This window comes from Natronomonas gomsonensis (assembly GCF_024300825.1).
GTDB classification, from domain to species: Archaea; Halobacteriota; Halobacteria; order Halobacteriales; family Haloarculaceae; genus Natronomonas; species Natronomonas gomsonensis.
In genome coordinates this window covers 2,757,772-2,782,564 of the sequence record NZ_CP101323.1, presented here as the reverse complement: position 1 = coordinate 2,782,564, position 24,793 = coordinate 2,757,772, and the positions used below count along the sequence as shown (strand labels likewise).

At 65.4% G+C, this 24,793-nt stretch carries 23 protein-coding genes; 12 read left to right on the top strand and 11 right to left on the bottom strand.

Annotated elements, in window-relative coordinates; translation table 11 throughout:
- Positions 1 to 184: 184 nt before the first annotated feature.
- On the bottom strand, positions 185 to 1,558 hold the full coding sequence (gene glnA, locus NMP98_RS14825; RefSeq protein WP_254858641.1) for a type I glutamate--ammonia ligase: 1,374 nt from the start codon (positions 1,556 to 1,558) through the stop codon (positions 185 to 187).
- A 125-nt stretch (positions 1,559 to 1,683) separates the two neighbouring features.
- On the opposite strand from glnA, the gene lrp reads away from it, so the two are divergent.
- Entirely contained in the window at positions 1,684 to 2,139 is a 456-nt protein-coding gene (lrp, locus tag NMP98_RS14820) for an HTH-type transcriptional regulator Lrp (RefSeq protein ID WP_254858640.1), read from the top strand.
- 20 nt (positions 2,140 to 2,159) lie between these two features.
- On the opposite strand, the gene NMP98_RS14815 is transcribed toward lrp, so the two are convergent.
- From NMP98_RS14815 to NMP98_RS14805, 3 genes are read right to left on the bottom strand one after another with little or no spacing between them, the layout of a single operon-like run.
- Positions 2,160 to 3,050, bottom strand: a complete 891-nt coding sequence (locus NMP98_RS14815) for a phosphatase PAP2 family protein (RefSeq protein WP_254858639.1) — start codon at positions 3,048 to 3,050, stop codon at positions 2,160 to 2,162.
- Positions 3,047 to 4,342: a YihY/virulence factor BrkB family protein gene (locus NMP98_RS14810; protein ID WP_254858638.1), complete on the bottom strand. Its 1,296-nt coding sequence runs from the start codon at positions 4,340 to 4,342 to the stop codon at positions 3,047 to 3,049. Before NMP98_RS14810 ends, NMP98_RS14815 begins: the two co-directional genes overlap by 4 nt.
- 51 nt (positions 4,343 to 4,393) lie before the next feature.
- Positions 4,394 to 5,494 (bottom strand): tRNA (guanine(26)-N(2))-dimethyltransferase, encoded by a 1,101-nt coding sequence (locus tag NMP98_RS14805; RefSeq protein WP_254858637.1) that lies wholly within the window; start codon positions 5,492 to 5,494, stop codon positions 4,394 to 4,396.
- 101 nt (positions 5,495 to 5,595) lie between these two features.
- On the opposite strand from NMP98_RS14805, the gene NMP98_RS14800 reads away from it, so the two are divergent.
- Positions 5,596 to 6,591 (top strand): hypothetical protein, encoded by a 996-nt coding sequence (locus NMP98_RS14800; protein WP_254858636.1) that lies wholly within the window; start codon positions 5,596 to 5,598, stop codon positions 6,589 to 6,591.
- 217 nt (positions 6,592 to 6,808) lie between these two features.
- Positions 6,809 to 7,156: a hypothetical protein gene (locus NMP98_RS14795; protein WP_254858635.1), complete on the top strand. Its 348-nt coding sequence runs from the start codon at positions 6,809 to 6,811 to the stop codon at positions 7,154 to 7,156.
- A 2-nt stretch (positions 7,157 to 7,158) separates the two neighbouring features.
- On the opposite strand, the gene NMP98_RS14790 is transcribed toward NMP98_RS14795, so the two are convergent.
- Positions 7,159 to 7,437 carry a hypothetical protein gene (locus NMP98_RS14790; protein ID WP_254858634.1) on the bottom strand — a complete coding sequence of 93 codons (279 nt, stop codon included), beginning with the start codon at positions 7,435 to 7,437 and terminating at the stop codon, positions 7,159 to 7,161.
- A gap of 146 nt (positions 7,438 to 7,583) precedes the next feature.
- Here NMP98_RS14790 and pyrE point away from each other — a divergent pair, with 146 nt between their 5' ends.
- From pyrE to NMP98_RS14765, 5 genes are all read left to right on the top strand, one after another.
- The gene (pyrE, locus tag NMP98_RS14785; RefSeq protein ID WP_254858633.1) at positions 7,584 to 8,114 is read left to right on the top strand and encodes an orotate phosphoribosyltransferase; all 531 of its coding nucleotides are present in this window, start codon (positions 7,584 to 7,586) and stop codon (positions 8,112 to 8,114) included.
- Positions 8,115 to 8,190: 76 nt separating this feature from the next.
- A complete protein-coding gene (locus NMP98_RS14780) occupies positions 8,191 to 8,904 on the top strand; it encodes a phosphoribosyltransferase family protein (RefSeq protein ID WP_254858632.1) in 714 nt (237 codons plus the stop codon).
- 107 nt (positions 8,905 to 9,011) lie between these two features.
- Positions 9,012 to 10,496 carry an NCS2 family permease gene (locus NMP98_RS14775; protein WP_254858631.1) on the top strand — a complete coding sequence of 495 codons (1,485 nt, stop codon included), beginning with the start codon at positions 9,012 to 9,014 and terminating at the stop codon, positions 10,494 to 10,496.
- 43 nt (positions 10,497 to 10,539) lie between these two features.
- On the top strand, positions 10,540 to 11,964 hold the full coding sequence (locus tag NMP98_RS14770; protein WP_254858630.1) for an aryl-sulfate sulfotransferase: 1,425 nt from the start codon (positions 10,540 to 10,542) through the stop codon (positions 11,962 to 11,964).
- Positions 11,965 to 12,039: 75 nt separating this feature from the next.
- Positions 12,040 to 12,288, top strand: a complete 249-nt coding sequence (locus NMP98_RS14765) for a glutaredoxin family protein (RefSeq protein WP_254858629.1) — start codon at positions 12,040 to 12,042, stop codon at positions 12,286 to 12,288.
- Positions 12,289 to 12,294: 6 nt separating this feature from the next.
- Here NMP98_RS14765 and hemL read toward each other — a convergent pair whose 3' ends face one another.
- Positions 12,295 to 13,635, bottom strand: a complete 1,341-nt coding sequence (gene hemL / locus NMP98_RS14760; protein ID WP_254858628.1) for a glutamate-1-semialdehyde 2,1-aminomutase — start codon at positions 13,633 to 13,635, stop codon at positions 12,295 to 12,297.
- 561 nt (positions 13,636 to 14,196) lie between these two features.
- Between hemL and nasA the strand changes: the two genes are divergently transcribed.
- The 3 genes from nasA (at position 14,197) to NMP98_RS14745 (ending at position 18,830) form a co-directional block, all read left to right on the top strand.
- Positions 14,197 to 16,281 (top strand): assimilatory nitrate reductase NasA, encoded by a 2,085-nt coding sequence (gene nasA / locus NMP98_RS14755; RefSeq protein ID WP_268105280.1) that lies wholly within the window; start codon positions 14,197 to 14,199, stop codon positions 16,279 to 16,281.
- Positions 16,274 to 16,873 (top strand): molybdenum cofactor guanylyltransferase, encoded by a 600-nt coding sequence (locus NMP98_RS14750; protein ID WP_254858626.1) that lies wholly within the window; start codon positions 16,274 to 16,276, stop codon positions 16,871 to 16,873. Before nasA ends, NMP98_RS14750 begins: the two co-directional genes overlap by 8 nt.
- Before the next feature lie 217 nt (positions 16,874 to 17,090).
- Positions 17,091 to 18,830, top strand: coding sequence for a nitrite/sulfite reductase (locus NMP98_RS14745; RefSeq protein ID WP_254858625.1), 1,740 nt, complete (start codon positions 17,091 to 17,093; stop codon positions 18,828 to 18,830).
- A gap of 254 nt (positions 18,831 to 19,084) precedes the next feature.
- Here NMP98_RS14745 and NMP98_RS14740 read toward each other — a convergent pair whose 3' ends face one another.
- The 4 genes from NMP98_RS14740 to hemB form a co-directional block, all read right to left on the bottom strand.
- Positions 19,085 to 19,531, bottom strand: a complete 447-nt coding sequence (locus tag NMP98_RS14740; protein ID WP_254858624.1) for an Lrp/AsnC family transcriptional regulator — start codon at positions 19,529 to 19,531, stop codon at positions 19,085 to 19,087.
- Position 19,532: 1 nt separating this feature from the next.
- Positions 19,533 to 21,212 carry an ammonium transporter gene (locus NMP98_RS19475; RefSeq protein WP_303049589.1) on the bottom strand — a complete coding sequence of 560 codons (1,680 nt, stop codon included), beginning with the start codon at positions 21,210 to 21,212 and terminating at the stop codon, positions 19,533 to 19,535.
- Positions 21,213 to 21,532: 320 nt separating this feature from the next.
- The gene (locus NMP98_RS14725) at positions 21,533 to 21,826 is read right to left on the bottom strand and encodes a hypothetical protein (RefSeq protein WP_254858623.1); all 294 of its coding nucleotides are present in this window, start codon (positions 21,824 to 21,826) and stop codon (positions 21,533 to 21,535) included.
- 41 nt (positions 21,827 to 21,867) lie between these two features.
- Positions 21,868 to 22,848: a porphobilinogen synthase gene (gene hemB / locus NMP98_RS14720; protein WP_254858622.1), complete on the bottom strand. Its 981-nt coding sequence runs from the start codon at positions 22,846 to 22,848 to the stop codon at positions 21,868 to 21,870.
- Between the two features lie 89 nt (positions 22,849 to 22,937).
- Here hemB and NMP98_RS14715 point away from each other — a divergent pair, with 89 nt between their 5' ends.
- Positions 22,938 to 23,573, top strand: a complete 636-nt coding sequence (locus NMP98_RS14715) for a DedA family protein (RefSeq protein ID WP_254858621.1) — start codon at positions 22,938 to 22,940, stop codon at positions 23,571 to 23,573.
- Between the two features lie 74 nt (positions 23,574 to 23,647).
- Here NMP98_RS14715 and citZ read toward each other — a convergent pair whose 3' ends face one another.
- Positions 23,648 to 24,781, bottom strand: coding sequence for a citrate synthase (citZ, locus tag NMP98_RS14710; RefSeq protein ID WP_254858620.1), 1,134 nt, complete (start codon positions 24,779 to 24,781; stop codon positions 23,648 to 23,650).
- Between the last annotated feature and the right edge of the window lie 12 nt (positions 24,782 to 24,793).

Genomic DNA, 24,793 nt, shown 5'->3' with positions numbered 1-24,793 from the left:
CTGACCGAAGCCGAAGTCCAAATATATCTCTCGCAGATGAGTTCAACAGAACAGAGAGCGGAGCATCCGCGCGCCGCAGGCGCGCGGTTCACGGCGACGAGCGAAGCGAGTCGCCGCCTTTTTCATCGAAGTTTTTGCGCCGAGGGGTCGCGCTCCGCGCGACCCGAGGCGGAAAAAGTTCGTTTCAGAAGGTCTCGAGGTACTGGTCGAGTTCCCACTCGGAGACCTCGACGAGGTACTCCTTGAACTCGGCCTCTTTGGCCTCGACGAACTTCGGACCGATGTGGTCGCCGAGCGCGCCGTAAATCGCTTCGTCTTCCTTGAGCGCCTCGACGGCCTCGCCGAGGTTCTGTGGCAGTGTCTCGATGCCGTACTCCTCGCGTTTCTGCTCGTCGAACTCGTAGATGTTCTCCCGGACCGGGTCGGGGCAGTCGAGTCCCTGCTCGATGCCGTCGAGACCGGCGTGGATGAGCGCGGCGAAAGCGAGATAGGAGTTACACGACGGGTCGGGGAAGCGAGCCTCGATGCGGGAGGCGGCCGGCACGCGGGCGGCCGGCTTGCGGATGAGCGCCGAGCGGTTGCGGTCGGACCACGCGACGTAGACGGGGGCCTCGTAGCCGGGGACGAGACGCTTGTAACTGTTCACCGTCGGGTTGGTGATGGCCGTAATCGCCGGGGCGTGTTCGAGGATGCCCGCGGTGAACTGTTTGGCCTCCTCGCTGAGGTCGAACTCGTCGTCGCCGTCGTGGAAGGCGTTCTCGCCGTCCTCGGTGAACAGCGAGATGTGGGTGTGCATCCCCGAGCCGTTGATTCGGGCGATGGGTTTCGGCATGAAGGTCGCATGGAGGTCGTGTTGGGCCGCGATGGCGCGGACGACCGTCCGGAAGGTGCCGACGTTGTCGGCCGTCGTCAGGGCGTCGTCGTACTCGAAGTTGATCTCGTGTTGGCCCTGTGCGACCTCGTGGTGGGAGGCCTCGATATCGAAGCCCATGTCCTCCAGCCCGTAGATGATGTCGCGGCGAACGTCGGAGGCGAGGTCCTTCGGCGCGAGGTCGAAGTAGCCGCCGGCGTCGTTCGTCTTCGTCGTCGCGCGGCCGTCTTCGTCCTCCTCGAACAGGAAGAACTCCGGTTCGGGGGCGGCGTTGACCTTATATCCCATGTCGTGGGCACGCTGCAGGGCCTGCTTCAGGATGTACCGCGGGTCACCCTCGAACGGTTCGCCCGTCGAGGTGTTGTACACGTCACAAATCATCCGGGCCGAAGCGTGCTCGTCGGTGTTCCGCCACGGCAGCACCGCGAAGGTGCTCGCGTCGGGAATGAGCCGCATGTCCGATTCCTGGATGCGGACGAACCCTTCGATAGAGGAGCCGTCGAAGTAGATACCCTCGGTGAAGGCTTTCTCGGCCTGTTCGGCGGGAACGGAGACGTTCTTCACCGTACCGAGGATGTCGGTGAACTGCAGGCGAAGGAAGTCGACGTTCTTCTCTTCGATTTCGTCGAGGACGCTCTGTGCTTCCGGGGTGAGACCACCGTCGGTTGCTACGTTGTCGTTCGTCATTTCTCGTCGTCTATGCGGATGAGTGCCTATACTAAAACCTTGCTGCTCTGCGCAAACCTCACCTCATTGCACATAGAACTGTATAATCGTAAACTTCTAAAGCCTCCAGTCGGTACTGGGATGTAATGACGTACGAAAATCTCGACCGCAAGTTGGTGAACGCACTCTTAGACGACGGCCGCGCCTCGCTTCGTTCCCTCGGAGAGGACCTCGACGTGTCGGTGACGACCGTTTCCAACCACATCTCCGACCTCGAAGACGAGGGGATAATCCAGGGGTACGCACCCACCGTCGACTACGGCGAGTTGGGGTACGACGTGACCGCAGTCATCCAGATGAAAGTCGAGGGGAGTGCCCTCCCCGAAATCACCGACCGACTCGCGGACCACAAACACATGGTGTCGGTGTACGAGGTCACCGGCGACCACGACATCATCGCCATCGGAAAGTTCACCGACACCGACCATATGAACGAGCAAATCAAGGAGCTCCTCATCGACCCCGACATCAAGGAGTCCAACACCTCGGTCGTGCTCAACACCGTCACCGAAAACGAGCAGTTCGACCTCGACTTCGAGTAGGTCGACTCCCGTCTCGGTTCTCAAATCCGCCGAGCGACCGCTTCGCCGACCAGCGGCGCGGCGATGACGCCCGCCAACACGACAGCCATCCCGAGGAAGCCGACCGCCGGCGCCGGCTCTAGCGCGTAAATACCGCCGAACATCGCGCCGAACAGCAATCCAACCGCGACGGCGACCGCACCACCCACCCGGGTCGTCGTCTCGTGGACCACGGCGTCGCCGAGGCTCCCCCACGCGATTCGCGCTCCGAGGGCACCACCGAGCGCCGCCATCGTATCGAAGTTGTACACGACCCCCGCACCGAGAAGCGAGAGCACGACGGCGACCATCAGCGCCCGCCCGGGGTTGTCACCGCGGCCACACAGGAGATAGACGCCCGCGAGGAACGCTCCGCCGAAGGCGAGCCCCGCCGCGATGTCGACGAGGTAGTGGACGCCCAAAACGACTCGTGACACCGGAATCGCGGCGACGAGCGCGCCGGCGGCGACGTAGCCGCGGCGTGAGTCGACGAGCAGCGCCAACCCCCCGTAGACGAGGATGGCTGCGGTGGCGTGGCCACTCGGGAACCCGAAGCCGTCGGCGGTCGCCGCCGAGACGTACAGCGGTTCGACGACGACCGGAACGAGTTCGACCCCGATAGCCTCGTCGGCACCGGGTGGTCGCGGCAGCGCGAACAGTTCCTTGAACGTCGTCGTCACGGCGCGGGCGACGAGTGCGAGCGCGACGGCGAACATCGCGTGCCGCCGGGAAAGCGACAGCGGCCCCGGAAGGGCATTGCCAAACCAATACAAGGCCCCGAGCAGACAGAAGACGAACCACACGTCGCCGAGTTGGGTGACGAGTGCCGCGAGCGCGACGAGCCACGACGGCAACTCACCAACGGCGGCAAGTTCGCCGAGACCGCGACTCATCGGTCGCCGAGGCGGTCTTTGAGCCGTCCGGGAAGCCCCGCGACGGTCGCCGTCGTCCCGACCAGCAACATTAGGACGTACAACCCGAGCGTCGACAGCCAGATGACGAGCATCGCGAGGATGGCCCACCCGCCCGACAGCGCGACGAACGCCCCGAGCGTCATGGCCGTCCCGTACAGCAACACGAGGTACGGACCCCAGCCACGGGCCTTCCCGCGGCGGACCTGCTTGCGGACGTACCGCTTGAGGTCGCTCTCGATTTCCTCGCGGTGGACGGTCCGGTCGTCGACGCGCTCCTCGAAGCGGTCGAGTTCGTCGTACAGCCGTTCGAGTTCCTCGCGGAGTTCAGCGTCCGATACCTCGTCGTCGAGTCGGTCCCGTGTCATGATTCCTTCGAGTACAGCGGTCGGTTCCGGCGTCGGTTCCTCGGATTCGGCGAGCCCCGTCTCCTCGTTGGCGCGGCCGGCCAACACGGCGTTGAGAACGACGCCGAGAAGCAACACGAGGCCACCGAAATAGAGGAAGGTGAGGAGCAGCAGAACGCCGCCCAACACGCCGTAGGCCTCGTAACTGCCCGCGAATTCGGCGTAAACCCGAAATCCGGTCTGGAGGAGCGTCCAGCCGACGGCGGCGAAGACGGCGCCCGGAAGCGCCTCCCGGACTGAAACGTCGGTCCCCGGCAAGAGGTAGTACAGCGGCAGGAAGGCGGCAGTGAGTCCGGCAACGAGGGTGAGCGTGCCCAGCACCGCGACGGCGCCCGCGCCGCCGACCCCTTCGAGAACGCCACCGACGCCGGAAAGGGAGATGAGCGCGCCGACGGCGACCGTCGCCGCGACGGCGACGCCGACCGCCCCGAGCGTGACGGTGGCGTTGCGGAATTGGTCGACAATCGACTCCGGACCGGGGTGGCCGTACACCTCCGAGAAGGCGATGTCGAGACCCCGAAACAGTTTCAACCCCGACCACAGCAACACCGCGACGCCGAGGAGGGTCGCGCCGCCCCGTCCGGTCGCACCGGTCAGCGCATCGCGGACGACGACACCCGCCTGTTCGCCGAGCGTTTCGGTGGCCCGAGCGACGAGCGCCTCGACGGTTCCGGCGTCACCGAACGTCGACGCCGCGACCAAGGCGAGCAACAGCAGGGGCAGAAGCGAAATGAACGCGTAATAGGCGAGGCTCCCGGCGATGAACGTGATTCGGTCCGATTGGGCGCCGTTGACGACGCCCCGAGTCACCGTCGTGACCCGGGCGAGATACCCCTTCACGAACCCGGCTATGGGCGAACCATACATATAATCGGTGGGAAGCCGTCGATAGCGAGGCCGACACAGCACCGTCACCGCCTACAATACCGCTTCTCGAATCGCCACTACATCGGCGTCGGTCTTGAACGTCGTTCCGCCGAAGTGCGTCCGTGAGGCCTCGTAGCCCGCCGCTCGGAGTTCCTCGAGGAACTCGTCCATCGCGATGTTCGGTTCGCCCCATCGCTTGTACAGTTTGTGTTGGTCGTAGTGGGTCGGTTCGTGGAGTTCGCCGGCGACAGTCTCCAAGAGGCGATCGGCTTTCGATGCCTCGCCGAAGGAGTCGGGAATCGACTCCCGAACGGATTCGACGAATCCGGCGTCGTGGGCCGGCCCAAGCCAGATGGCGCCAGCCGTCCACGTCGACTGCCCGCAGTTCGGACACGTTTTCGTCGGCTCCGCGATGAGCGTCGCCTCGCTGTCGCGCCAGAGACACTTCTGACAGTGGTCGACGTAGCCCAACCCCTCGATACAGTCGTTGGCGGCGCGGGCGCCGTGGTCCAGTTCGACGTAGGTTCGAACGTAGTGACTGGAGACGTGGCTCAACACGGGCCGGGCGGCGATATCGTAGCGTGCGGCGGTTCGGACCAGCGCCGACAGCAACACGCGCAGGCCCATCTCGGGGTGGAACTCCGTGTTCCGCGGGACCGCGCCGTAACTCCGGACGCCGCTCTCGAAGTGAGCGCCACACAGCGGTGCGGTGTCGGTCGCGGTCACACAGAGGTATCGCCCGGCGCTCTGAAACGCCGCATCGAGGAAGGGTACGGGCGTCCCGAAGGGGTCCAAATCGACTACGTCGTGCCGTGATTCGTACATATGAGCGTTGACGTTCCGGTGGTGGACCTCGCCCGCGAGGTCGTTTCCGTCGAGGTTGCGGCGGGCCAACTCGACGGCGTCGGTGTCGACATCGCAGGCGGTCACGTCGTAGCCCGCGTTGGCGGCCCGAACCGCACGGACGCCGCTTGCTGTCATCGCATCGAGATACGAGTCACAGTCGTCGGACACCGTCCGCAACACGCCGACGGTGATGTCGCGGTTCAACTCCTGGACCGGGTTGTAGAACACCCCCGACCCGGCGCCCTCGCTGGCGCCGTGGCGCTCCTCGGGCACCTCGATTCTCACGCCGCCCTCGCGGACTTCCATACCCTCCGTTGTGGGGTGGCCCCCGAAAAGGGATACGTTTGCGTATCGCCGACCGAATCGAGCAGTCGATTTTTGTCGTCGGGGAATGGAGAGCCGACAGCATGGTCGAACCCGTCGACGGATTCACATACGCCGTCGCGGCCGTCCTCGTCGGTGGCGCCTTCTGGTGGGTTCTGTCTCGGTGGCTCCCGGACGGTGCGTTGGCCGCCACGCTCACCTTCCGAGCCTACGAGTCCGGCGTCTCTCGACGGGAAACGCTCCCCGCGGTCTTGGTGGCCTCGCTTTCGCTGGTCCCGGTCGTGACCAACGGCCCGGACAGCGTCGGATTCGGATGGGCCGCCGTCACCGGCATCTTCGCCGGCGGCCTGCTTGTCGGCGCGACGGCTATCGCCAACCGTCCCCGGGCGAACCTCCTCGAAGCGGGCAGCGGCGACGGCCTCCCAACGAGCGGTCCCAGTGCTGTCGGTGGAACGGCCGCTGCCGACGGCGAGACGCTGACGACGCCCGTCACCGGACGGGACGCCGTCTGCTACACCGCCTCCGTCGCCCAGTACAAACAACAGCCGTTGCGACCCTACGGAACATATTTCACGACCGATTTCACTATCGAGCGGACGCCCTTCGCGGTCGAGACCGACGACGGGACCGCCAACGTCGACCCAGAGGGCGCGTGGCTCAGCCTCGCAGCGGGGAGTCCGACCGACACCGAAAACCTCCCCGAGGGGACGACGACCGGCGGGCCGGCGGAACACGAACTCGTCGTCGAGGAAGGCGAACCAGTACCGGAGCATCTCCGTGGCGACCGCGCACCGTTCCCGAACCTCCCACTGACCACCGATGGCCGGGCCGAGCGGGAACTCCGATTCAAAGAGAACGTCGTCGAACCCGGCGAGAGCGTCGTCGTCGCGGGCGAGGCGACCGTCGGCGGGGAGTACGGCCGACCGCTCCTCACATGCGAACGCGAGGGGGCGTTCGTCGCTCGCGGTCCCTACGAGGAGGTCGCCGCGGGACTGCGGAAGGCGACCGGTCGAAACCTCTGGATTGGGGCGGTGCTGGCAGGGCTCGGGGCGGCGGGAATCGCTCTGTTGGCGCTGTAGTCAAGCGTCAAGAAGGGAGGAGTAAGCGTTGGCGGCCGCGGTGAGCACGAACGTCCGCGCGCCTACGGCGCGCGGTTCACGCGACCTCAGGCCTCCGGCCCTCGGTCGCGCCTTTTTCATCGAAGTTTTTCGAGGAGTGGTTCGCGCTTCGCGCGAACCCGACGATGAAAAAGTTCGGAGCGAAGCGATTTTCCCACGTCCCCGAAAATAGTCGGGAGTGAACCCGGTCGAGGAGTGGGAGGCGAAACTGGAAGCCGACGGAGAACTCACCAGCGACGCCGTCGACCGAATCATCGCCACCCACGGCGACCGCGGAGTCCGAGCCATCGAGGCCGTCGGTGAAGAGCGGGTCAAGGAGTACCGCGATTTCACCGTCGTCGTCGGCCATTCCGAGGAACACGTCGTCGAGGACGGCACCTGCGAGTGTGAGGATTCCCGCTACAACCTCGACCCAGAGGACCCAACGGAGCTCTGTTGGCACGCTATCGCCACGAAAATCGCCCGCCACATCGATGCGCTGGACCACCACGACATGTGGTACTCCGAAGTCAGGGAGTTCCTGTAATCTCACCCGGCGGTGTCGAGTCCCTCCACCCGCCACTCCCAGAGGAGTTCCAAGGCGATGGCGACGAGGAGCCACGACAGAAGGAGGACGAACACGACCACCGTAGACGACAGGAACTGAAGCGGTTGGGTGGCGGCGAACAACACGGGCGCGACTAGCGAAACCACGACGACAGCCGCCACCAACCCGGAAACCGCACACGTGTAGTGCTGAATTCGCCCGACACACACGCTGCCCGCTGAGCACTCACACAGCGATTCTGGGGTGTGTTTCGTAACCATTGCCACCACTCCGTGCTAAAGGGTATGGGCCACTTCGTGATATTTGTTATCATTGTTCGTATTTTGTCGAGGGAAGGCCAATCGGTGGGAGACAGGCGCCCCCGCGATTCCGCGCCGCTTTTTACCCGGACGGGCGAGGAGCGTGTATGGTCAATCAGGAACTCATCGACGCGCTCCGGGACGCGGAGGCGGTGAAGTTCGGGGAGTTCGAACTCTCCCACGGCGGCACCTCCGAGTACTACGTCGACAAGTACGTCTTCGAGACCGACCCACACTGTCTGGAACTCATCGCCGAGGCGTTCGCCGAACGGGTCGGTGACTCGAAACTCGCCGGCGTCGCGTTGGGCGCCGTCCCGCTGGTCGCCGCGACGGCCGTCGAGACGGGTAACCCCTACGTCATCGTCCGAAAGAAAGCCAAGGAGTACGGCACTGGCAACCAAATCGAAGGCGACTTCGAGGACGGTGAGGGGGTCGTTGTGCTAGAGGACATCGCCACGACTGGCCAAAGCGCCATCGACGCCGTCGAAGCACTCCGAGACGCCGGTGCAGTCGTCGACCGCGTACTCGTCGTCGTCGACCGCGAGGAGGGCGCCCGCGAGAACCTCGCCGAACACGACATCGAGTTGGAGTCGCTGTTGACGGCCTCGGAGCTGTTGGCCGACGCCGACCGCGCGTAGAGTATCCACTCCCGTGTCTATTTCCTCTCGGTAGCACACCGAAGTATTCATACATATGCAGTGACGCCTTGGAGGCATGAACCGTTCGGAGAAGGCCGCCCTCCAGTTGCGCGCCGTCGACGTGTTGCGGACGCTGAAGGAGACGCGCACCTACGAGGAGTTGGCCGCCGAAACCGGACTGCCCGCCGGCGACCTGAACCGCTACGTCAACGGGCACGTCCTCCCGAGTGAGGCCCGCGCCCGCGAGGTGGTCGAGGGGGTCGGCTCCGAGTTGCTGGCATCCGAACTCGACGCCCGCATCGTCGTCGATGACGAGGGGTACGTCGACAACTCCCGGGTCGTCTTCGACCAGTCGCTTTTGTCGCTCGTCCCGCCCGTCGCCGTCGAAACGCTCGATATCGAACCGCCGGACGCCGTTTTGACCGCGGCCACCGACGGCATCACCCTCGCGGCGGCGATGGCCCGCTACTTCGGGTCGCGGTGTGCCTACGCCAAGAAGTCACGTGAGACCGCCGTCGAGGAGTTCATCGAGGCCCGACAGCGACTCTCCTCGGGCATCGAAATCGACTACTACCTCCCCGCCAACGCCATCGCCTCGGGTGAGTCCGTGCTGGTCGTCGACGACCTCATCCGGTCGGGGGAGACACAGGAACTGCTGCTCGACATCGCGGCGTCGGCCGGCGCCGACGTGGCCGGCGTGTTCGCGCTCATCGCGGTCGGCGACGAGGGCATCGACCGCGCCCGTGCTCATACCGACGCCCCGGTGGGCGCACTCGTTACGCGGGAGTGACATGTTTCGGGTCGCGTTGCCACCGATACGCACATACGTGCACAGAATCGGTCGTTTTCGACGGTAACTATTAAGTCACCAACCTGTGGTATGCTCGAACGTGAATTATGGCTGTTACTGATACGCTGGCGGAGTACTTCGAGTTCGAGGAACACGACACCGACGTACGAACCGAGAGCGTCGCCGGATTGACGACGTTCCTGGCGATGGCTTACATCATCGTCGTCAATCCGAGCATCCTCGCGCCGGCCATCGTCGGCGGGTCGCCACAGGAAGGCGAGCCGACGCCGACGACCGAAATCGCGGGGGCGACCTACGACTTCTTCCAGGTCGTCGAGATGCTCACCGTCGTCACCATCATCGCCTCAGTGGTCGCCATCGTCGTGATGGCGCTGTACGCGAACCGTCCGTTCGGTCTCGCGCCGGGACTGGGACTGAACGCCTTCTTCGCGTTCACCGTCGTGTTGACGCTGGGCGTCCCGTGGCAGGTGGCCCTCGCCGCGGTGTTCGTCGAGGGACTCATATTCATCGCGCTGACGGCCGTCGGGGCACGAGAGTATATCATCCAGTTGTTCCCCGAACCGGTGAAGTTCGCCGTCGGGGCTGGTATCGGCGTCTTCCTTTTGTTCCTCGGCCTTCAGGAGATGCAAATCGTCGTCACGGACCCCGCGACGCTCACCACGCTCGGGAACGTCCTCGAAAGCCCGGTCGCAGCACTGTCGTTGCTCGGACTCGCGGTCACCTTCGTTCTCTACGCCCGCGGCATCAAGGGCTCTATCGTCATCGGCATCATCGGGACGGCGCTGGCCGGCTACGCGCTGACGCTGGCCGGCGTCGTCGACCGTGGCGTCCTCGAACCCGGAACGGTTTCACAGGTCGAAAGCGAGGGTATCGGCTCGCTTCTGTTCGGCGTCCAGTACGACTTCACCCCGCTCGTCTACGGCTTCGTCGACGGACTGGGACTCATCCTTGAGGACCCCGTCGTGTTCGCGCTCGTCGTGTTCACGTTCTTCTTCGTCGACTTCTTCGATACCGCAGGCACGCTCATTGGCGTCTCTCAGATTGCCGGCTTCCTCGACGAGAACGGTGACCTCCCCGAAATCAACAAGCCGCTGATGGCCGACGCCATCGGGACGACGTTCGGTGCGATGATTGGCACCTCGACGGTGACGACGTTCATCGAATCCGCGACCGGCGTCGAAGAGGGCGGCCGAACCGGCTTCACCGCTCTCGTCGTCGGTGCGCTGTTCGCGCTGTCGCTGCTCGTCGTGCCGCTCATCTCGGCGATTCCGACGTACGCGAGTTACATCGCGCTGGTCGTCGTGGGCATCATCATGCTGCAAGGCGTCGCCGACATCGACTGGCAGGACCCCGCGTGGGCCATCTCCGCCGGTCTTACCATCACGGTCATGCCGCTTACGACCTCCATCGCCAACGGCCTCGCGGCCGGCATCATGAGTTACCCCATCGTCAAGGCCGCCGTCGGCGAGGCCGACGACGTCTCGCTCGGCCAGTGGACGCTGGCGGTCATCTTCGTCGTCTACTTCGCCGTCTTCTTCGCGGCGAGTGCCGGACTCCTCCCCTCCTTCTGAGCCCAACCGCAAGGTATTCCTTGCGGACTCCTCTGGACGGAACATGGACCTTCCGCGAGTCGACTCGTTGTCACGTCGCGTGACGCTGCGGGTCGCCCTCGCGGTTCTCGTCTTCGTCCTCCTTCTGCCGGCCGCCTACGCCGCAGTCAACCCCCAAAGCCTCGAACTCGGCGCTGGGACCGTCGAGGAGCCGGCCGCCGAGACCACCTACGTCAGCGTGCAGGGCTTTCACTTCGCGGGCTACGGGAAGCCCAAGAAACCGGCCCGCCTCGTCGCCGCCGACGGAAACGGCAGCGTCGCGTGGCGCTTCGATGGCGAGGAGGTCGGAGCGCGGTGGTTTTACGACATCGACCCGACGGCCGACGGCGACCTCTTCGTCACGTCCACCTACGAGGGCGGCACCGTCGTCTTCGAGTACGACACCGCAACCGAGGCCGTCGAGTGGCGCCACGACATGCCGGGGCGACTCGACACCCACGACGCGACGCGCCTGAGCGAAGACCGAATCCTCGTCGCCCACATGCGGAACACCCGAAACGGCGTGAGCGACGACCGTCTCTACGTCGAGAACACCACCACCGGCGACGCCGAGTGGGAGTGGCTGTTTCGCGAGCACTACCCCAACGGCACCGACGGCGGCTTCGACGCCGACTGGACCCACGTCAACGACGTCGACGTGGTCGGCCCCGACGACGGCTACGTGTTGGCCTCCCCGCGGAACTTCGACCAGGTGATTCTCGTCGACCGTTCGGACAGCGACATCGTGATGCGACTGGGACGGGACAACGACCACGGCACGCTGTTCGAACAGCACAACCCCGACTACCTCGAACGCGACGACGGCACGCCGGTCATCCTCGTCTCCGACAGCGAAAACGACCGCATCGTCGAGTACGAACGCGACTGCGCCGGCGCCGACCCTCGCCTCGGCGCCGACACGCCGCCGGAGTCCTGTGAGTGGGAACTCGTCTGGAGTGTCGGCGGGTTCAACTGGCCGCGGGACGCCGACCGCCTGCCGAACGGCAACACGCTCGTCACCGACACGCTGAACCATCGTGTCGTCGAGATAACGCCAGAGGGCGAGGTCGTCTGGGAGTTCTACGCGGCGTGGGCGCCGTACGACGCCGAACGCGGCGAGAAGGGAAGCAACGGCCCGACGATGGCCGACCACGGCACGACCGGCAGTTACACCGTCTCCGGTGGCGGCGACGGCGGCCCCGCAGCACGGTACCACGTCGCCGATGCCATCGCCGACTTCGGAAGCTACACGCCCGTCGAAGGCACCTTCGACGGACTGGCGACCCGATACTCGCACATCGAGCCGTGGTTCCGGCCCGTCTGGATGGGGTCGTGGGCGTTCCTCTCGGCGGTGCTCGGCGTGTTGCTCGCGGTCGGGTGGGGCCTCGGGGAAGCACTGTCCCGCCGGGAGCGACTCGCCACCGCAATCACGTCACGGCGAGGCGACTGACCGAGACGGCCGAGTGGACGCCGGGCGGACACACCACCGCCGCGCTCTTAATCCTCCGAGACCTACGGGAGACCGATGGCGAACATTACGCTGTACGAACTGCCCGGTTGCCCGTACTGTGCGAAGGTCATCGACAAACTGGACGAACTCGGTCTGGAGTACGACAGCATCGAGGTGCCGCGCGCCCACGGGGAACGCACCGACGTCGAGGAAGTGAGCGGTCAGACCGGCGTCCCAGTCATCGTCGACGAGGAACACGGCGTCGACGGGATGGCCGAGTCCGACGACATCGTCCAATATCTCGAAGAAACCTACGGCGCCTGAATCGCGTTACAGCGCTTCTTTGTAGGCTTCGAGCGTCTCCTCGACGTCTTCCTCGGTGTGGCCGTAGGAGACGAAGTTGGCCTCGAACTGGTTCTGTGAGACGAGGACGCCCTGTTCGACCATCGCGGGGCGGAACAGTCGCGCGTAGCGTTCGGTTTCGGCGTCGGCCACGTCGGTGCCGCGTTTGGGGCACTCGCCGTAGCGACCGCAGGTGGGGTCCTGCCGACAGCCGTTCGAACAGGGGTCGCCCTGTGGGTCGCTTTCGGCCCGCGAGAAGACGACCTTGAAGATGGAGTCGGTGCCGACGACGGTGTAGGCGGGGGCGTGGTCTGCGACGATGTCGGCCAGTCCCTCGCGTAACTGCTCGCCGAGCGAATTGACGTGGTCGTGAACGTCGTTTTCTGCGCAGAACTTCAGCGTCTCCAGTCCGGCCGCCATCGTCACGGGGTGTCCCGAGAAGGTGCCGGCTTGGAACACGTCGCCGGTGGGACTGAACTGCTCGATGTACTCCGTCTTGCCGCCGATGGCGCCGACCGGGAAGCCGCCGCCGATGATTTTGCCGAACGTCGTGAGGTCCGGGTCGACATCGAAGCGGCCCTGTGCACACTGCAGACCGCCGATTCGGAACCCGGTGATGACTTCGTCGAAGATGAACAGTGCGCCGTAGTCCTCACACAGCGCCTCCAGCGTCTCGTGGTATCCGCTCTCCGGGAAGGCGATGCCCATGTTCGCCTGTATCGGTTCGACGAGGACGGCCGCGATGTCGTCGCCGTGTTCCTCGAACACCTCGCGGGCGGCGGCCTCGTCGTTGAACGGAATCGGGAGGGTGTGTTGGGCGAACGACTGCGGGACGCCGGAACTGGAGGGTTTCGGGTGGTCGGCGTCGCCCTCGACGAGCGTCGACTCCTGGGCGCCGTGGTAGCCACCCTGCATGACGACGACCTTGTTGCGGCCGGTGACCCCGCGGGCGAGTCGGACCGCCGACACCGTCGCCTCCGTCCCGCTGTTGACGAACCGAATCATCTCCACCGACGGGACGTGTCGGCAGACGAATTCGGCGTGGTCGACCTCGATTTCGGTCGGCATGCCGTACATCGGCGCCTCGGCGGCGCGGGACTGGACCGCGGCCTGAACCGACTCGGGCATGTCGTGGCCGAGAAGCAGGGGTCCGAGACCCTGAATCCAATCGATGTAGCGGTTGCCGTCGGCGTCGGCGACGTGGCCGCCCTCGCCGTGGTCGGCGAACACCGGATACGGCTGTGGCGCGGCGCGCACCGAAGAGTTGACGCCGCCCGGCAGGACCGACAGCGCCCGGTCGTACAGCGACCGCGATGTCTCGTGGTTCATGCGCGCCGATTCGACTGCCGGCCCGAAAGGCGTTACCGTCCGCAGTCGAACGGTATCGCAGGGACAGCGATTCGGTGGCAGACAACATTCGACTAAAATATTCGTCTATAAGAGGACATTCAAGCAATATTTCCACCATAGTATTCAGATATTGCCGCTCCCGATGCGATATTACGACACCGATTCGTTCGTCGAGACACCGCGGGACCCTCGTGGTCTCCGGTGTGCATCGCTCAGGAACGAACCGAACGGCTGGCATCCGACGGTTTCCGTGGTCGGCCCCTCCGGGCCGAAACCGCTTTTTAGTGCGTGAGACGACCGTCCAGTTCAATCCGACGTTGCGTAATTAAGGACGTAATACGCCATTAGAAACCCGCCACGCAGTCAGTTTGAATCGTTTGTAGTGGCCGTTCGTCAACGCGTACGGTTTTTGCACGATAGTTCGTCGAATCGACTGACGATGGATACTCCGTTCGGACTCGAATCGGCCGCTGCGGTAGACGTTCGTTCATCTCTCTCGGTCGAATCGTCGACGAAGCCGCGTCGAAACGGGGGACTGCCGTGAGCGACCCCGTTCCGACGACGTGTATGCGATGTGCGGTCGGTTGTGGCCATGTCCACCGTGGTGCCGACATCGGCGTCGGCGTCGACGTGGCACGCGGCGACCCCGCCCACCCCACGAACGAGGGGTTGGCCTGCGGCCGCGGCATCACCGAGAGCACCGACCCCGACGGCGAGTGGCTCACCCGGCCGCTGGTCCGCCGGAACGGCGACCTCGTGCCGACGACGTGGGACGTGGCGTTGGGGGAGGCAATCACCGGGTTCCGCGAGCGCGTCGAGAACGACCCCGACAGCCTCGCCGTCCTCGGCAGCGGCCAACAGACCAACGAAGCCGCCTACGCCCTCGGGAAGTTCGCCCGCGGCGCCGTCGGCACGCGGTATTACGACGCCAACACCACGCTGTGTATGGCCAGCGCCGTCGCCGCCTACTACGACGCCTTCGGCAGCGACGCGCCCCCGCCGACGTACGACGACATCCCCGAGGCCGACACGCACCTCGTGTGGGGCGCCAACCCCGCCGTCGCCCATCCCGTCATGTTCCGGTGGATACACGCCTCGGCCGGCGACGACGACGGCGAACTACTCGTCGTCGACCCCGTCGAGACGAAGACGGCCGAGGCCGCGGACACCCACGTCGCACCCGACCCGGGAACGGACCTCGCGTTGGCCCGGGCCGTCCTCGCGCGACTCCTCGACCGCGGCGACATCGACCGCGAGTTCGTCGCCGAACACACCGAAGGGTTCGAGAAACTCCGCGAGACGCTACCCGAAGCCGAAGACGCCGCCGAGACGGCGGGCGTCGACCCCGAAACCGTCGACCACCTCTGTGAGGCTCTCGCGGATCCGACGCTTCTGTACTGGGGGATGGGCATCAACCAACACGTCCAGGGCACCGACACGGCCGCGGCGCTCATCGATTTGTGTCTCGCCTCCGGCAACATGGGTCCGGGGACGGGCCCCTTCTCGCTGACCGGACAGGCCAACTCGATGGGAACCCGCATCTGTTCCTCGAAGGGGACCTGGCCCGGCCATCGCGACTTCGACGACCCTGCCGCCCGACGGGACGTGGCGAGCGCATGGGAGGTGCCACCCGAACGCCTGCCCGACGACCCCGGCCCCGGCCCCGTCGGAACCTTGGAGGCCGTCGGCGAGGACGTCGAAGCCATCTACGCCGTCGCCACGAACCCCGCCGCCGGGATGCCCGACGCGACGGCCGCCCGCGAAGCCCTCGAAGACGCGTTCCTCGTCGTACAGGACGCCTTCCACACCGAGACGACCGAACTCGCCGACGTGGTGTTTCCCGCCGCGACGTGGGGCGAAAGCGAGGGAACGACGACGAACATGGAGCGGACCGTCTCGCGGGTCCGCCGGGTTACCGACCCGCCATCGGGCGTTCGGACGGACCTCGATATCATCGCGACCATCGGCAACGCGCTCGAAGACGGGCTCTTCCCGTCGAGCGACCCGGCGGCCGTCTTCGATGAGTTCGCCGCGCTCACGCGTGGGACGCTCGCGGACTGCTCGGGCATCAGTTACGAACGGCTCGACGCCGAGCATGCGGTTCGGTGGCCGGCGCCGAACGCGACATCGCGCGGGGGGTATCGCTACTACGACCCCCAGGCCCGGAGCCTCGCCGGCGAGTGGTCGTTTCCGACACCCTCCCGGAAGGCGCGGTTCTCGACGGCGACGTTCGAGGGCGTCGCCGAACCCGTCTCCGAAGAGTACCCGCTGACACTGACGACGGCCCGCCAACAGGACGGCTACAACACGGGTATCCGCTCGCGGTCGGTCGACCCCGAGACGGTGACGGTGCGGGCCCACCCCGAGAGCGCACCCGTCGACGACGGCGAAGCGGTCGACATCGAATCACCCCGCGGTGTCGTCACCGCAGTCGTCGCCCGCGACGAGGCGGTCCCCGAAGGGATGGCGTGGCTCCCGATTCACCATCCCGCGACGAACGAACTCACGACGCGCGAACGTGACCCGACCGGCGAACCGAACTTCAAACAGTGTGCGGTTCGTCTCACTCCGGTCGAGACACGAGAAGAGGCCATCGAGCGGGCGGTGGTGAGCGCCGATGATTGAGGTCGGGACGCTCCTGCTCGCCGGCGGCCGCTCGCGGCGGTATCCGCCCGGTGACAAGGCGCTGGCCGATGTCGGCGGCGAACCGATGTGCCGTCGGGCGGCCGAGGGATTACCCGGCGAGGAACTGGTCGTCAACTGTCGGAACGACCAGCGGGCGGCGCTGGCCGAGGCCTTCAGCGGACTGTCCCTGCGGTTCGCCGTCGACACGATTCCCGACCGCGGGCCCTTAGCGGGACTGCTGACCGGCCTCCGCGTGAGCGCCGCCGACCGCGTCGTCGCCGTCGCCTGCGACATGCCGATGTTCGACCGCCGGACTGCCGAGCGTCTGCTGGCGGCGCTGGACGGCGCCGAGGCCGCCGTCGTCGACACCGACGACACGACCCAGCCGTTGGGAGCAGCCTACCGCGTCGACGCTGCCCGACAGGCCTGTGAGACGACGCTTGCCTGTGGGTCTCGCCGTCTCGTCGACGCCCTCGGTCGACTCGACGTGACCGCCGTCGACGCCGACGCCCGCGCGATACGCAACTGCAACGACCCGACCGAGGTGACTGCTGCCGACGACACCCTCCGCGGACGAACGGCTGTTCAATAACTCCGGACAGAAGCCGCCGTTTGAAGCGATTATATTCTACATATTCCCTGTCATACGCCACGAACGGGTTCCTGTACCCTAGTTATCTGAACGCTCGTCAACGCTCATCGTTATGGGCGAAAGGACGGTACGGCCGGACGTAATGAACGGCATATTCGGACAGGAATTCTCGGTATTGGTAGACGAGTGGTCATCGTCTAACGGAGGCGAGTGACGCATGCACAGCAAAGAGGAGTACAAGAGCGACTGCTACGGCGACGAGGTTCGCGAGAAGATTCTGGAGTTCGCGGCGACTGGCTTCGAGTCGATTCCCGACGAGGAGAAGGCGGCGTGGTTCTCCCGGTTCAAGTTCTGGGGGCTGTTCCACCAACGCGACGGCCAGGAGAGCTACTTCATGATGCGGCTGACGAACGCAAACGGCGTCCTCGAACCCGGGCAACTCCGTGCCATCGCCGAAGTCGCCCGCGACTACGCCACCGGGCCGGTCGAAAATCCCGAGTTCGGCAACGGCTACATCGATTTGACGACCCGACAGTCCATCCAACTGCACTGGCTGAAACTGGACGACGTACCGGAAATCTGGGAGAAACTCGAATCCGTCGGCGTCACGTCTAGATCGGCCGGCGGCGACACGATGCGGAACATAACCGGCTGTCCGCTGGCCGGAAAAGGCGAGGAGTACGTCGAAACCCAACCACTGCTCGACCGCTTTCAGGAGGAGTTGCGCGGCGACGACGAACTGGCGAACATGCCCCGGAAGTTCAACATCTCGGCGACGGGATGTCACGAGGGGTGTGCCCAGGATTCCATCAACGACATCGGGCTGGAACCGGCCGAGAAAGACGGCGAACGTGGCTTCAACGTCCGCGTCGGTGGCGGTCTGGGTGGCCGTCAGCCCCGGCGCGCTCGCGCTCTCGATATCTTCGTCAGCGACGACGAGGAAGCCTACGAGGTTGTCCGTGCGTTCGTCGAGTTGTACTTCGAGGAAGGCAACCGCCAGAACCGCAACAAGAACCGCGCGCGGTTCTTCGTCGACGAACACGGCACCGACTGGATTCGGGACCGACTCGAAGAGCGCGTCGGCCCGCTGGAGTCCGCGGGCGATGACTTCCGCGAGAAGTACACCTACAACGCCGGCCTGCCGGCCGATGCCGGTCGTGCCGACCACGTCGGCGTCGGCGAGCAAGCCGACGGCAACAAGTACGTCGGCCTCTCTGTGGCCGTCGGGCGGCTGTCGGCACAGGACGCAATCGAGTTGGCGGACCTCGCCTTCGAGTACGGCTCCGGGGAGATACGGCTCACCCGTCGACAGAACCCACTCATCGTCGACGTGCCCGAGGGAAAACTCCATGCCCTGTTGGAGGAGCCGCTACTCGACAAACACGCACCCGAACCGAACCCCTTCCAGCGCGGCGCCATCGCCTGTACCGGAACCGAGTTCTGTTCGCTTGCGCTGACCGAGACGAAAGCGCGGATGGCCCGAACCCTGCGGTGGCTGCGTGACAACGTCGAATTACCCGACGACGTCGAGCACATCCACATGCACTTCTCGGGCTGTACGGCCGACTGTGGGCAGGCGATGACCGCCGACATCGGCCTGCAGGGCATGCGCGCCCGCAAGGACGGCGAGATGGTCGAAGCCGTCGACATCGGCGTCGGCGGCGGCATCGGCGAGGAACCGACCTTCGTCGAGTGGGTCAACCAACGCGTTCCCGCCGACGAGATGCCGGGCGCAATCAAGAACCTCGTCGAGGCCTTCGCCGCCCACCGCGAGGAGGGCCAGTCGTTCCGCCAGTGGGTCGACCAGATGGGAACCGAGCCTATCGTGGAGTTCTGTGAGGGCGAGGAGACCGACTACGTCGACCCCTGTCTGTACGACGCCAAGCAGTCGTGGTACCCGTTCGGCGAGGAGGAAGAGGCTCCGACACCGACCGCGGAGGCGGCATCCGATGACTGAGAGAGCGCGCCGTGAACGAGACGACCACGAACCGCGGGGGACCGCAGCGTCGTTCGATGCCGCACCCGAACTGTTCGACGGCGACGACTGACGGTCGGACGTCTTTTTTGCTGTGAGTTCCCAGACGGCGAACGGGACGCTATCGACGAATCGACGATAGAGACCGGTGTCGCACCCGAACGACTCGGGGTACTGGAATTAGCGGCTGGAAAAAAGCGTCGCGTGAAACCGAAACGCGGTCGCCCCGACGGCGCTCAGTCCTCCAAGGCGGGCGGGTCACCCTCGCGGACGACCGACCGGACCGAGCAGGTGTCGACGGTCCGAACGTCGGGGTCGTCGTGCAGGTCGTGCAGTTGGGCGGCCAGCGCCGCGTCGTCTTCGAACTTCCCGACGGCGAAGACTGTGTAGGGACCGCTCATCTGATAGACGGTGACGAACTCGGGGCGTTCCCGGAGCCGTGCCGTCACGTCGTCTATCGCATCGAGGTCGACCGCCAGTCGGACGATGGCCGTCTCGTAGCCGAGGCGGTCGTAGTCGACGCGGGCGGTGTAGCCCGCGATGACGCCGTCGTCTTCGAGCGCCCGAAGGCGTTTCTGCACCGTCGTCGCGACCGCGTCGGTGGCTTCCGCGACCGACGGCACGTCGGCGCGGCCGTCCCGAAAGAGGGCGGCGACAATCTGCCTGTCGAGCGACTCGGTCACGTCAGACCGCGCTCGTTCCGACCTCACCGGTACGAATCTGGTAGGCGTTCTCGACAGGCAGGATGAACACCTTGCCGTCGCCCGGTTCGCCCGTCTTCGCGGAGTCACGGATTGCCTCGGCGACATCCTCGGCAGGGATATCCGCGACGACGCACTCGATTTTCACCTTCTGGTGGAGGTCGACGCTGTACTCCTCACCGCGCCACTGGCCCTTCTTTGCGGGCTGGGAGCCGCGGCCGGAGACGTTCGTGACCGTCAGCGAGGGCGCGCCGATTTCGGCGAGACCCTGCTTGACATCCGAGAGCTTGTCGGGGCGGATGAAGCCCATGACCATCCTGATGCCGCCGTCGTTGGCGACGCCGCCGTCGGGGCGAACGATGCCGTCCTTCTCGACCATTCCGCCGTCGGTGGCCAGCGAGTCACGACCACCGAACTCGGGGTAGGTGTCGACGCCGTGTTCGGCGACGTCGAGCCCTTCGCGCTCGTGGTCGGGAGTGACCCGGGCCTGTCCGAGTGCCTTGAACGCGCCGAAGACGATGGCGGTCGCGGCGACCGTCCACACCGTGATGGCGACGACGCCGACGAGCTGTGCGAGGAACGCCTGTGCGATGCTGTCGACGACGCCCGGGGCGGCGACGAACGGGAACAACAGCGTCCCGAGGACGCCCGCGGAGCCGTGGACGGGGAAGACCGCACACACGTCGTCGATTTTGAGCGTGCGTTCGACGAACTCGAAGACGATGGGGAGCTGGGCACCGGCCAGCAGACCGACGACCAGCGCGCCCCACCACGCGGCGACGTTCGGAATCGCGGTGATGCCGACGAGACCGGCCAGCAGGCCGTTTGCGACGTACAGCGTGTCGACTTTCCCGGTCTTCAGCACCGAGACCGAACCCGCACCGACCGCACCCATCGCCATCGCGAGCGTCGTCGTCAGCGCGACGCGACCGAGCACGTCGCCGTTGAACACCATCTCACCGGCGGCGTTTTCGACGAAGATGGACGCCGTGCCGACGTTGAAGCCGTACCAGCCGAAACACAGGAGCAGCGTCCCGAGCACCGCGAAGGTCATCGAGTGACCCGGGATGACGTTGACGCTACCGTCCTCGTTGTAGCGGTCCATGCGCGGGCCGAGCACCCAGGCAGCCGTGAGCCCGGCGATGCCGCCCATGCCGTGGACAATCATCCCACCGGCGAAGTCCTGGAAGCCGGTACCGAGGTACTGGCTAACGTAGGCACCGCTCCAGGTGATACCGGTGACGACGGGGTAGATGACCGCCGCCAGCAGAATCGTGTAGCCGACGTACGCACGGAGTTTCGCGCGGCCAGCGACGGCCCCGGAGACGATGGTCGCCGCGGTCATCGCGAACACCGCACCGTAGAGCCAGCCGTCGGCCCACGAGGCGGGGTCGTTGCCGGCGACCCAGCTGAACCCGCCGCCACCGACGAGACTACTCACGCCCGCACCGACGAGGAAGAACACGACGACGCCGACACTCCAGGTGAGCATGTTCTTCGTCAGCTGGTTGGCGACGTTCTTCGAACGTACCTGTCCGGCCTCCAGCATCGCGAAGCCCGCGTGCATGAAGAAGATGAGGAACGTCACCACCAGTATCCAGGTGTAGTTGAGCGCACCAGCGACGCCAGCCGGGTCAAGCTGCATCGCGAATCCGTCTAGCATGCTTTGACCTCCGTACTACTTCCGTAGTTCTGTGAAAGTTCGTCCATGTTTTCTCTGATTTGCACCATGTTTGTCTTCCAACTCACGGGAGAACCTCATGGAACAGCCCTACATAAATCCTGCAGTTGAAATTGAAAATTTCTGTATGACCTTAGTGGACGGTCGTCAGCAATGGGGTAGGATAATATCTGTATAAGGTCGTCTCGCGTCAAGAGTTCAGGGAGGAATATTCTCGTTTTCTGGACGAACGTCAATCGCAACACTTGCCAATTGGCCGTATTTCACTCTTCTCGCGGGAGCGCGCGCCGGCCGAACGGGCGTTACGAGGAGCCCAGTAGCACCCGGGTGAAGCCGACGGCTAATCCCAGCGGAATAGCTGCCACCCCGACGGCCGCAAAGAGCAGCGCCGCCTCCCGAAGGTACGCCCGATACCACGGACACAGCAGCGCCCGCCCCGAAGCGGTGTACGCCTCACAAGCGGGACCGCCCGGCGTTCGGAGCGCAGCCGCAACGAGAACGACCGCAGCGAGAGCGACCACGAGGAGACTCCCGGCCCATCCCCACCCCAGCGACCGACCGTCCGACGACTCGGACGACTCCTCACGTGCGTCCATGGGCCGTACAGTAGTCGGACAACAAAAGGCCTCGGGGCGTTTCAGAGGCGCTCGGCGATATCCTCGGCGAAGTACGTCAGGATGAGGTCCGCTCCGGCCCGCTTTATCGACAGCAGTGATTCGTAGGCGACTTCCTCCAGAGAGAGCCACCCCTTCTCGCTTGCGGCGTGCAACATCGCGTACTCCCCGGAGACGTTGTACGCCGCCACCGGGTGGTCGAACTCCCGGCGGATGTCGGCGACGATGTCGAGATACGGCAGCGCCGGCTTGACCATCAACACGTCGGCGCCCTGTTCGACGTCGAGTCGGACCTCCCGCATCGCCTCGCGGGCGTTCGCCGGGTCCATCTGGTAGTGTCTTCGGTCGCCGAAGGCAGGGGCGCCGTCGGCGGCGTCCCGGAACGGCCCGTAGAACGCCGACTCGTACTTCGCGGCGTAGCTCATCACCGGCAGGTTCTCGTGGCCCGCCACGTCGAGGGCCTCACGAATGGCACCGACCATCCCGTCTATCATCCCCGATGGCGCGACCATATCCGCGCCCACGTCCGCATGCGAGACGGCGATGCGTTGGAGTAACTCCAGGGTCTCGTCGTTTTCGACCGTCAAACACGGCTCCTCGGCCGCCCCGTCTTCGAGGATGCCGCAGTGGCCGTGGTCGGTGTACTCACACAGACACACGTCGGTGATGACGTAGCAGTCCGTCCGGTCTGTGATTCGTTCGACTGCTCGCTGGACGACGCCGTCGTCGGCCCACGCTCGCGAGCCCTCGCTGTCCTTCGATTCTGGGATGCCGAACACCATCACCGCATCGACGCCCGTCTCCTGTATCTCCCGGACGCGAGCGACGCTCTCGGAGACGGGCACCCGTTCGTGGCCGGGCATCGACTCGATTTCGACGCGCTCGTCGGTCGTCGCGTCGACGAACACCGGGGCGATGAGGTCCGTCGGCCGTACGTCCGTCTCGCCGACGAGCGGGCGGATGCCGTCGGTTCGGAGCCGTCTCGGCCGGTCCGTGAGGTTCATACCCGACGTTCCGAACCGGGCCATCAAAGGCCCGTCGCTCCCGAAGCGACGACACAACGCCTATATATCGCCTGTACCGACGAAGGAACATGTCGCTCGGCAGACCAACCGCTGTCGACCGCGTTCGAAGCTTTCTCGAACGCTACGCAGTCCACCTCGCCGGCGGATTGACACTCGTCTGTGCGGCCGCCGGGGTGTATCTCCTCGTCTTCGCGGACCCGGAAGTCGCCGCCCGACTGCTCGAAAACTACGGCCTGGCGGCGCTGTTTTTCATTCTCGTGTTGGAGGGTGCGATGCTTCTGTACTTCGCGCCGAGCGAGGCACTTGTCCCCGCCGGTATCGCGCTTCTGACGGCCGGTGCCGACGACTACCTCGGCATCGCGACGGTCATCGGCGTCGCCGTCGTCGGCGCGACCATCGGTCAGTTCGTCCTGTTCACCGTCGCCAAACGCGCCGGCCGGGAGTACCTGCTCGAACAGTCGTGGTTCCGTATCAGCGAGTCGTCGCTGGCCCGCTTCGACGGCTGGTTCGACCGCTGGGGGCCGCTGGCGGTCCCGATTTCCAACGCGCTGTTGTTCACGCGGGGGATGTTGACGGTGCCGGCCGGCGTCGCGGATATGGGTGACCGGCGGTTCATCGCGCTGTCGGCACTCGGGACGCTGTTGTTCCAGTCGTGGCTTGCCGGGCTGTTCCTGTTTCTCGGGGTTCGACTCGGCGTGCTGTGAGTGTCGGCCAAACCAGGAATCGGAGACGCGGGCGCGAGGCTGAAAGGGCGTGAAAACGGGAGTTGGTTCGGCCGCTATCGCTCCTCGAGCGACGGCACCGAGCGGTCGTCGGGGCCGACGTAGCGGGCGCGCGGTCGGATGAGGCGGTTGTCCTCGTACTGTTCGAGGACGTGGGCAATCCAGCCGCCGACGCGGCTCATCGCGAAGATTGGCGTGTAGATGTCGACCGGGATACCCATCTGGTAGTACGTCGAGGCGGAGTAGAAGTCGACGTTCGGGGCCAGCCCCTTCTCGTCGGTGAGGAAGTCCTCGACGGCGACGGAGTAGTCGTACCACTTCATGTCGCCGGCCTCGCCGAGCGCCTTGGACTTCTTCGAGAGAATCTTCGCACGGGGGTCCTTGACGTTGTAGACGCGGTGGCCGAACCCGGGAACGCGTCGACCCTCCTCGATTGCGTCTTGGACCCACTGGAGGGGGTCCTTGCCGGAGGCGTCGACCTCCTTGAGCATCTCCATGACGTCCTGATTGGCGCCACCGTGGAGGCTCCCCGAGAGGGTGCCGACCGCGGAGGTAATTGCCGAGTGGAGGTCGGCGAGCGTCGACGCCGTCACCGTCGCCGAGAACGTCGAGGCGTTCAGGCCGTGGTCGGCGTGCAGCACCAGCGCCATATCGAAGGTGTCGGCGAGCACGTCGTCGGGTTCCTCCCCGTTGAGCATGTAGAGGAAGTTCGCCGCGTGGTCTAGGTCTTCCCGTGGGTCGACGGGGTCGTCGCCGTCACGGATGCGGGCGAACGCCGCCAGCGCGGTCGGAATCTTGGCGGTGATGCGGCGGCCCTTCCGGAGGTTCGCGGCCTCGTCGGTCGGGTCGGCGTCGGCGTCGGGGTCGTACGCCGACAGCTCCGAGACGATAGTGCGGAGTGCGGCCATCGGTTCCTCGTCGGCTTCGGCGAGGTCGCGAACGAGCCGCTGGACGCCGTCGTCGATGTGGCGCTCCTCGGCCATCGCCGCCTTGAACTCCGAGAGTTCATCGCGGTTCGGCAGTTCGCCGTGCCACAGCATGTAGACGACCTCCTCGAAGCTCGCATTCTCGGCGAGGTCGTCGATTGTGTAGCCACGATAGACGAGTTTGCCCTCGTCGCCGTCGATGTAACTCAACGACGATTCGGCGACCAGGACACCCTCCAGCCCTTTCTTGAGCTCCTCGGTCATACGCTACCGGTT

Bases quoted from the DNA above. Each gene is read 5' to 3' on its own strand.
- glnA (WP_254858641.1), bottom strand. From the start codon at position 1,558: ATGACGAACGACAACGTAGCAACCGACGGTGGTCTCACCCCGGAAGCA.
- lrp (WP_254858640.1), top strand. From the start codon at position 1,684: ATGACGTACGAAAATCTCGACCGCAAGTTGGTGAACGCACTCTTAGAC.
- NMP98_RS14815 (WP_254858639.1), bottom strand. From the start codon at position 3,050: ATGAGTCGCGGTCTCGGCGAACTTGCCGCCGTTGGTGAGTTGCCGTCG.
- NMP98_RS14810 (WP_254858638.1), bottom strand. From the start codon at position 4,342: ATGTATGGTTCGCCCATAGCCGGGTTCGTGAAGGGGTATCTCGCCCGG.
- NMP98_RS14805 (WP_254858637.1), bottom strand. From the start codon at position 5,494: ATGGAAGTCCGCGAGGGCGGCGTGAGAATCGAGGTGCCCGAGGAGCGC.
- NMP98_RS14800 (WP_254858636.1), top strand. From the start codon at position 5,596: ATGGTCGAACCCGTCGACGGATTCACATACGCCGTCGCGGCCGTCCTC.
- NMP98_RS14790 (WP_254858634.1), bottom strand. From the start codon at position 7,437: ATGGTTACGAAACACACCCCAGAATCGCTGTGTGAGTGCTCAGCGGGC.
- pyrE (WP_254858633.1), top strand. From the start codon at position 7,584: ATGGTCAATCAGGAACTCATCGACGCGCTCCGGGACGCGGAGGCGGTG.
- NMP98_RS14780 (WP_254858632.1), top strand. From the start codon at position 8,191: ATGAACCGTTCGGAGAAGGCCGCCCTCCAGTTGCGCGCCGTCGACGTG.
- NMP98_RS14775 (WP_254858631.1), top strand. From the start codon at position 9,012: ATGGCTGTTACTGATACGCTGGCGGAGTACTTCGAGTTCGAGGAACAC.
- NMP98_RS14770 (WP_254858630.1), top strand. From the start codon at position 10,540: ATGGACCTTCCGCGAGTCGACTCGTTGTCACGTCGCGTGACGCTGCGG.
- NMP98_RS14765 (WP_254858629.1), top strand. From the start codon at position 12,040: ATGGCGAACATTACGCTGTACGAACTGCCCGGTTGCCCGTACTGTGCG.
- hemL (WP_254858628.1), bottom strand. From the start codon at position 13,635: ATGAACCACGAGACATCGCGGTCGCTGTACGACCGGGCGCTGTCGGTC.
- NMP98_RS14750 (WP_254858626.1), top strand. From the start codon at position 16,274: ATGATTGAGGTCGGGACGCTCCTGCTCGCCGGCGGCCGCTCGCGGCGG.
- NMP98_RS14745 (WP_254858625.1), top strand. From the start codon at position 17,091: ATGCACAGCAAAGAGGAGTACAAGAGCGACTGCTACGGCGACGAGGTT.
- NMP98_RS19475 (WP_303049589.1), bottom strand. From the start codon at position 21,212: ATGCTAGACGGATTCGCGATGCAGCTTGACCCGGCTGGCGTCGCTGGT.
- NMP98_RS14725 (WP_254858623.1), bottom strand. From the start codon at position 21,826: ATGGACGCACGTGAGGAGTCGTCCGAGTCGTCGGACGGTCGGTCGCTG.
- hemB (WP_254858622.1), bottom strand. From the start codon at position 22,848: ATGAACCTCACGGACCGGCCGAGACGGCTCCGAACCGACGGCATCCGC.
- NMP98_RS14715 (WP_254858621.1), top strand. From the start codon at position 22,938: ATGTCGCTCGGCAGACCAACCGCTGTCGACCGCGTTCGAAGCTTTCTC.
- citZ (WP_254858620.1), bottom strand. From the start codon at position 24,781: ATGACCGAGGAGCTCAAGAAAGGGCTGGAGGGTGTCCTGGTCGCCGAA.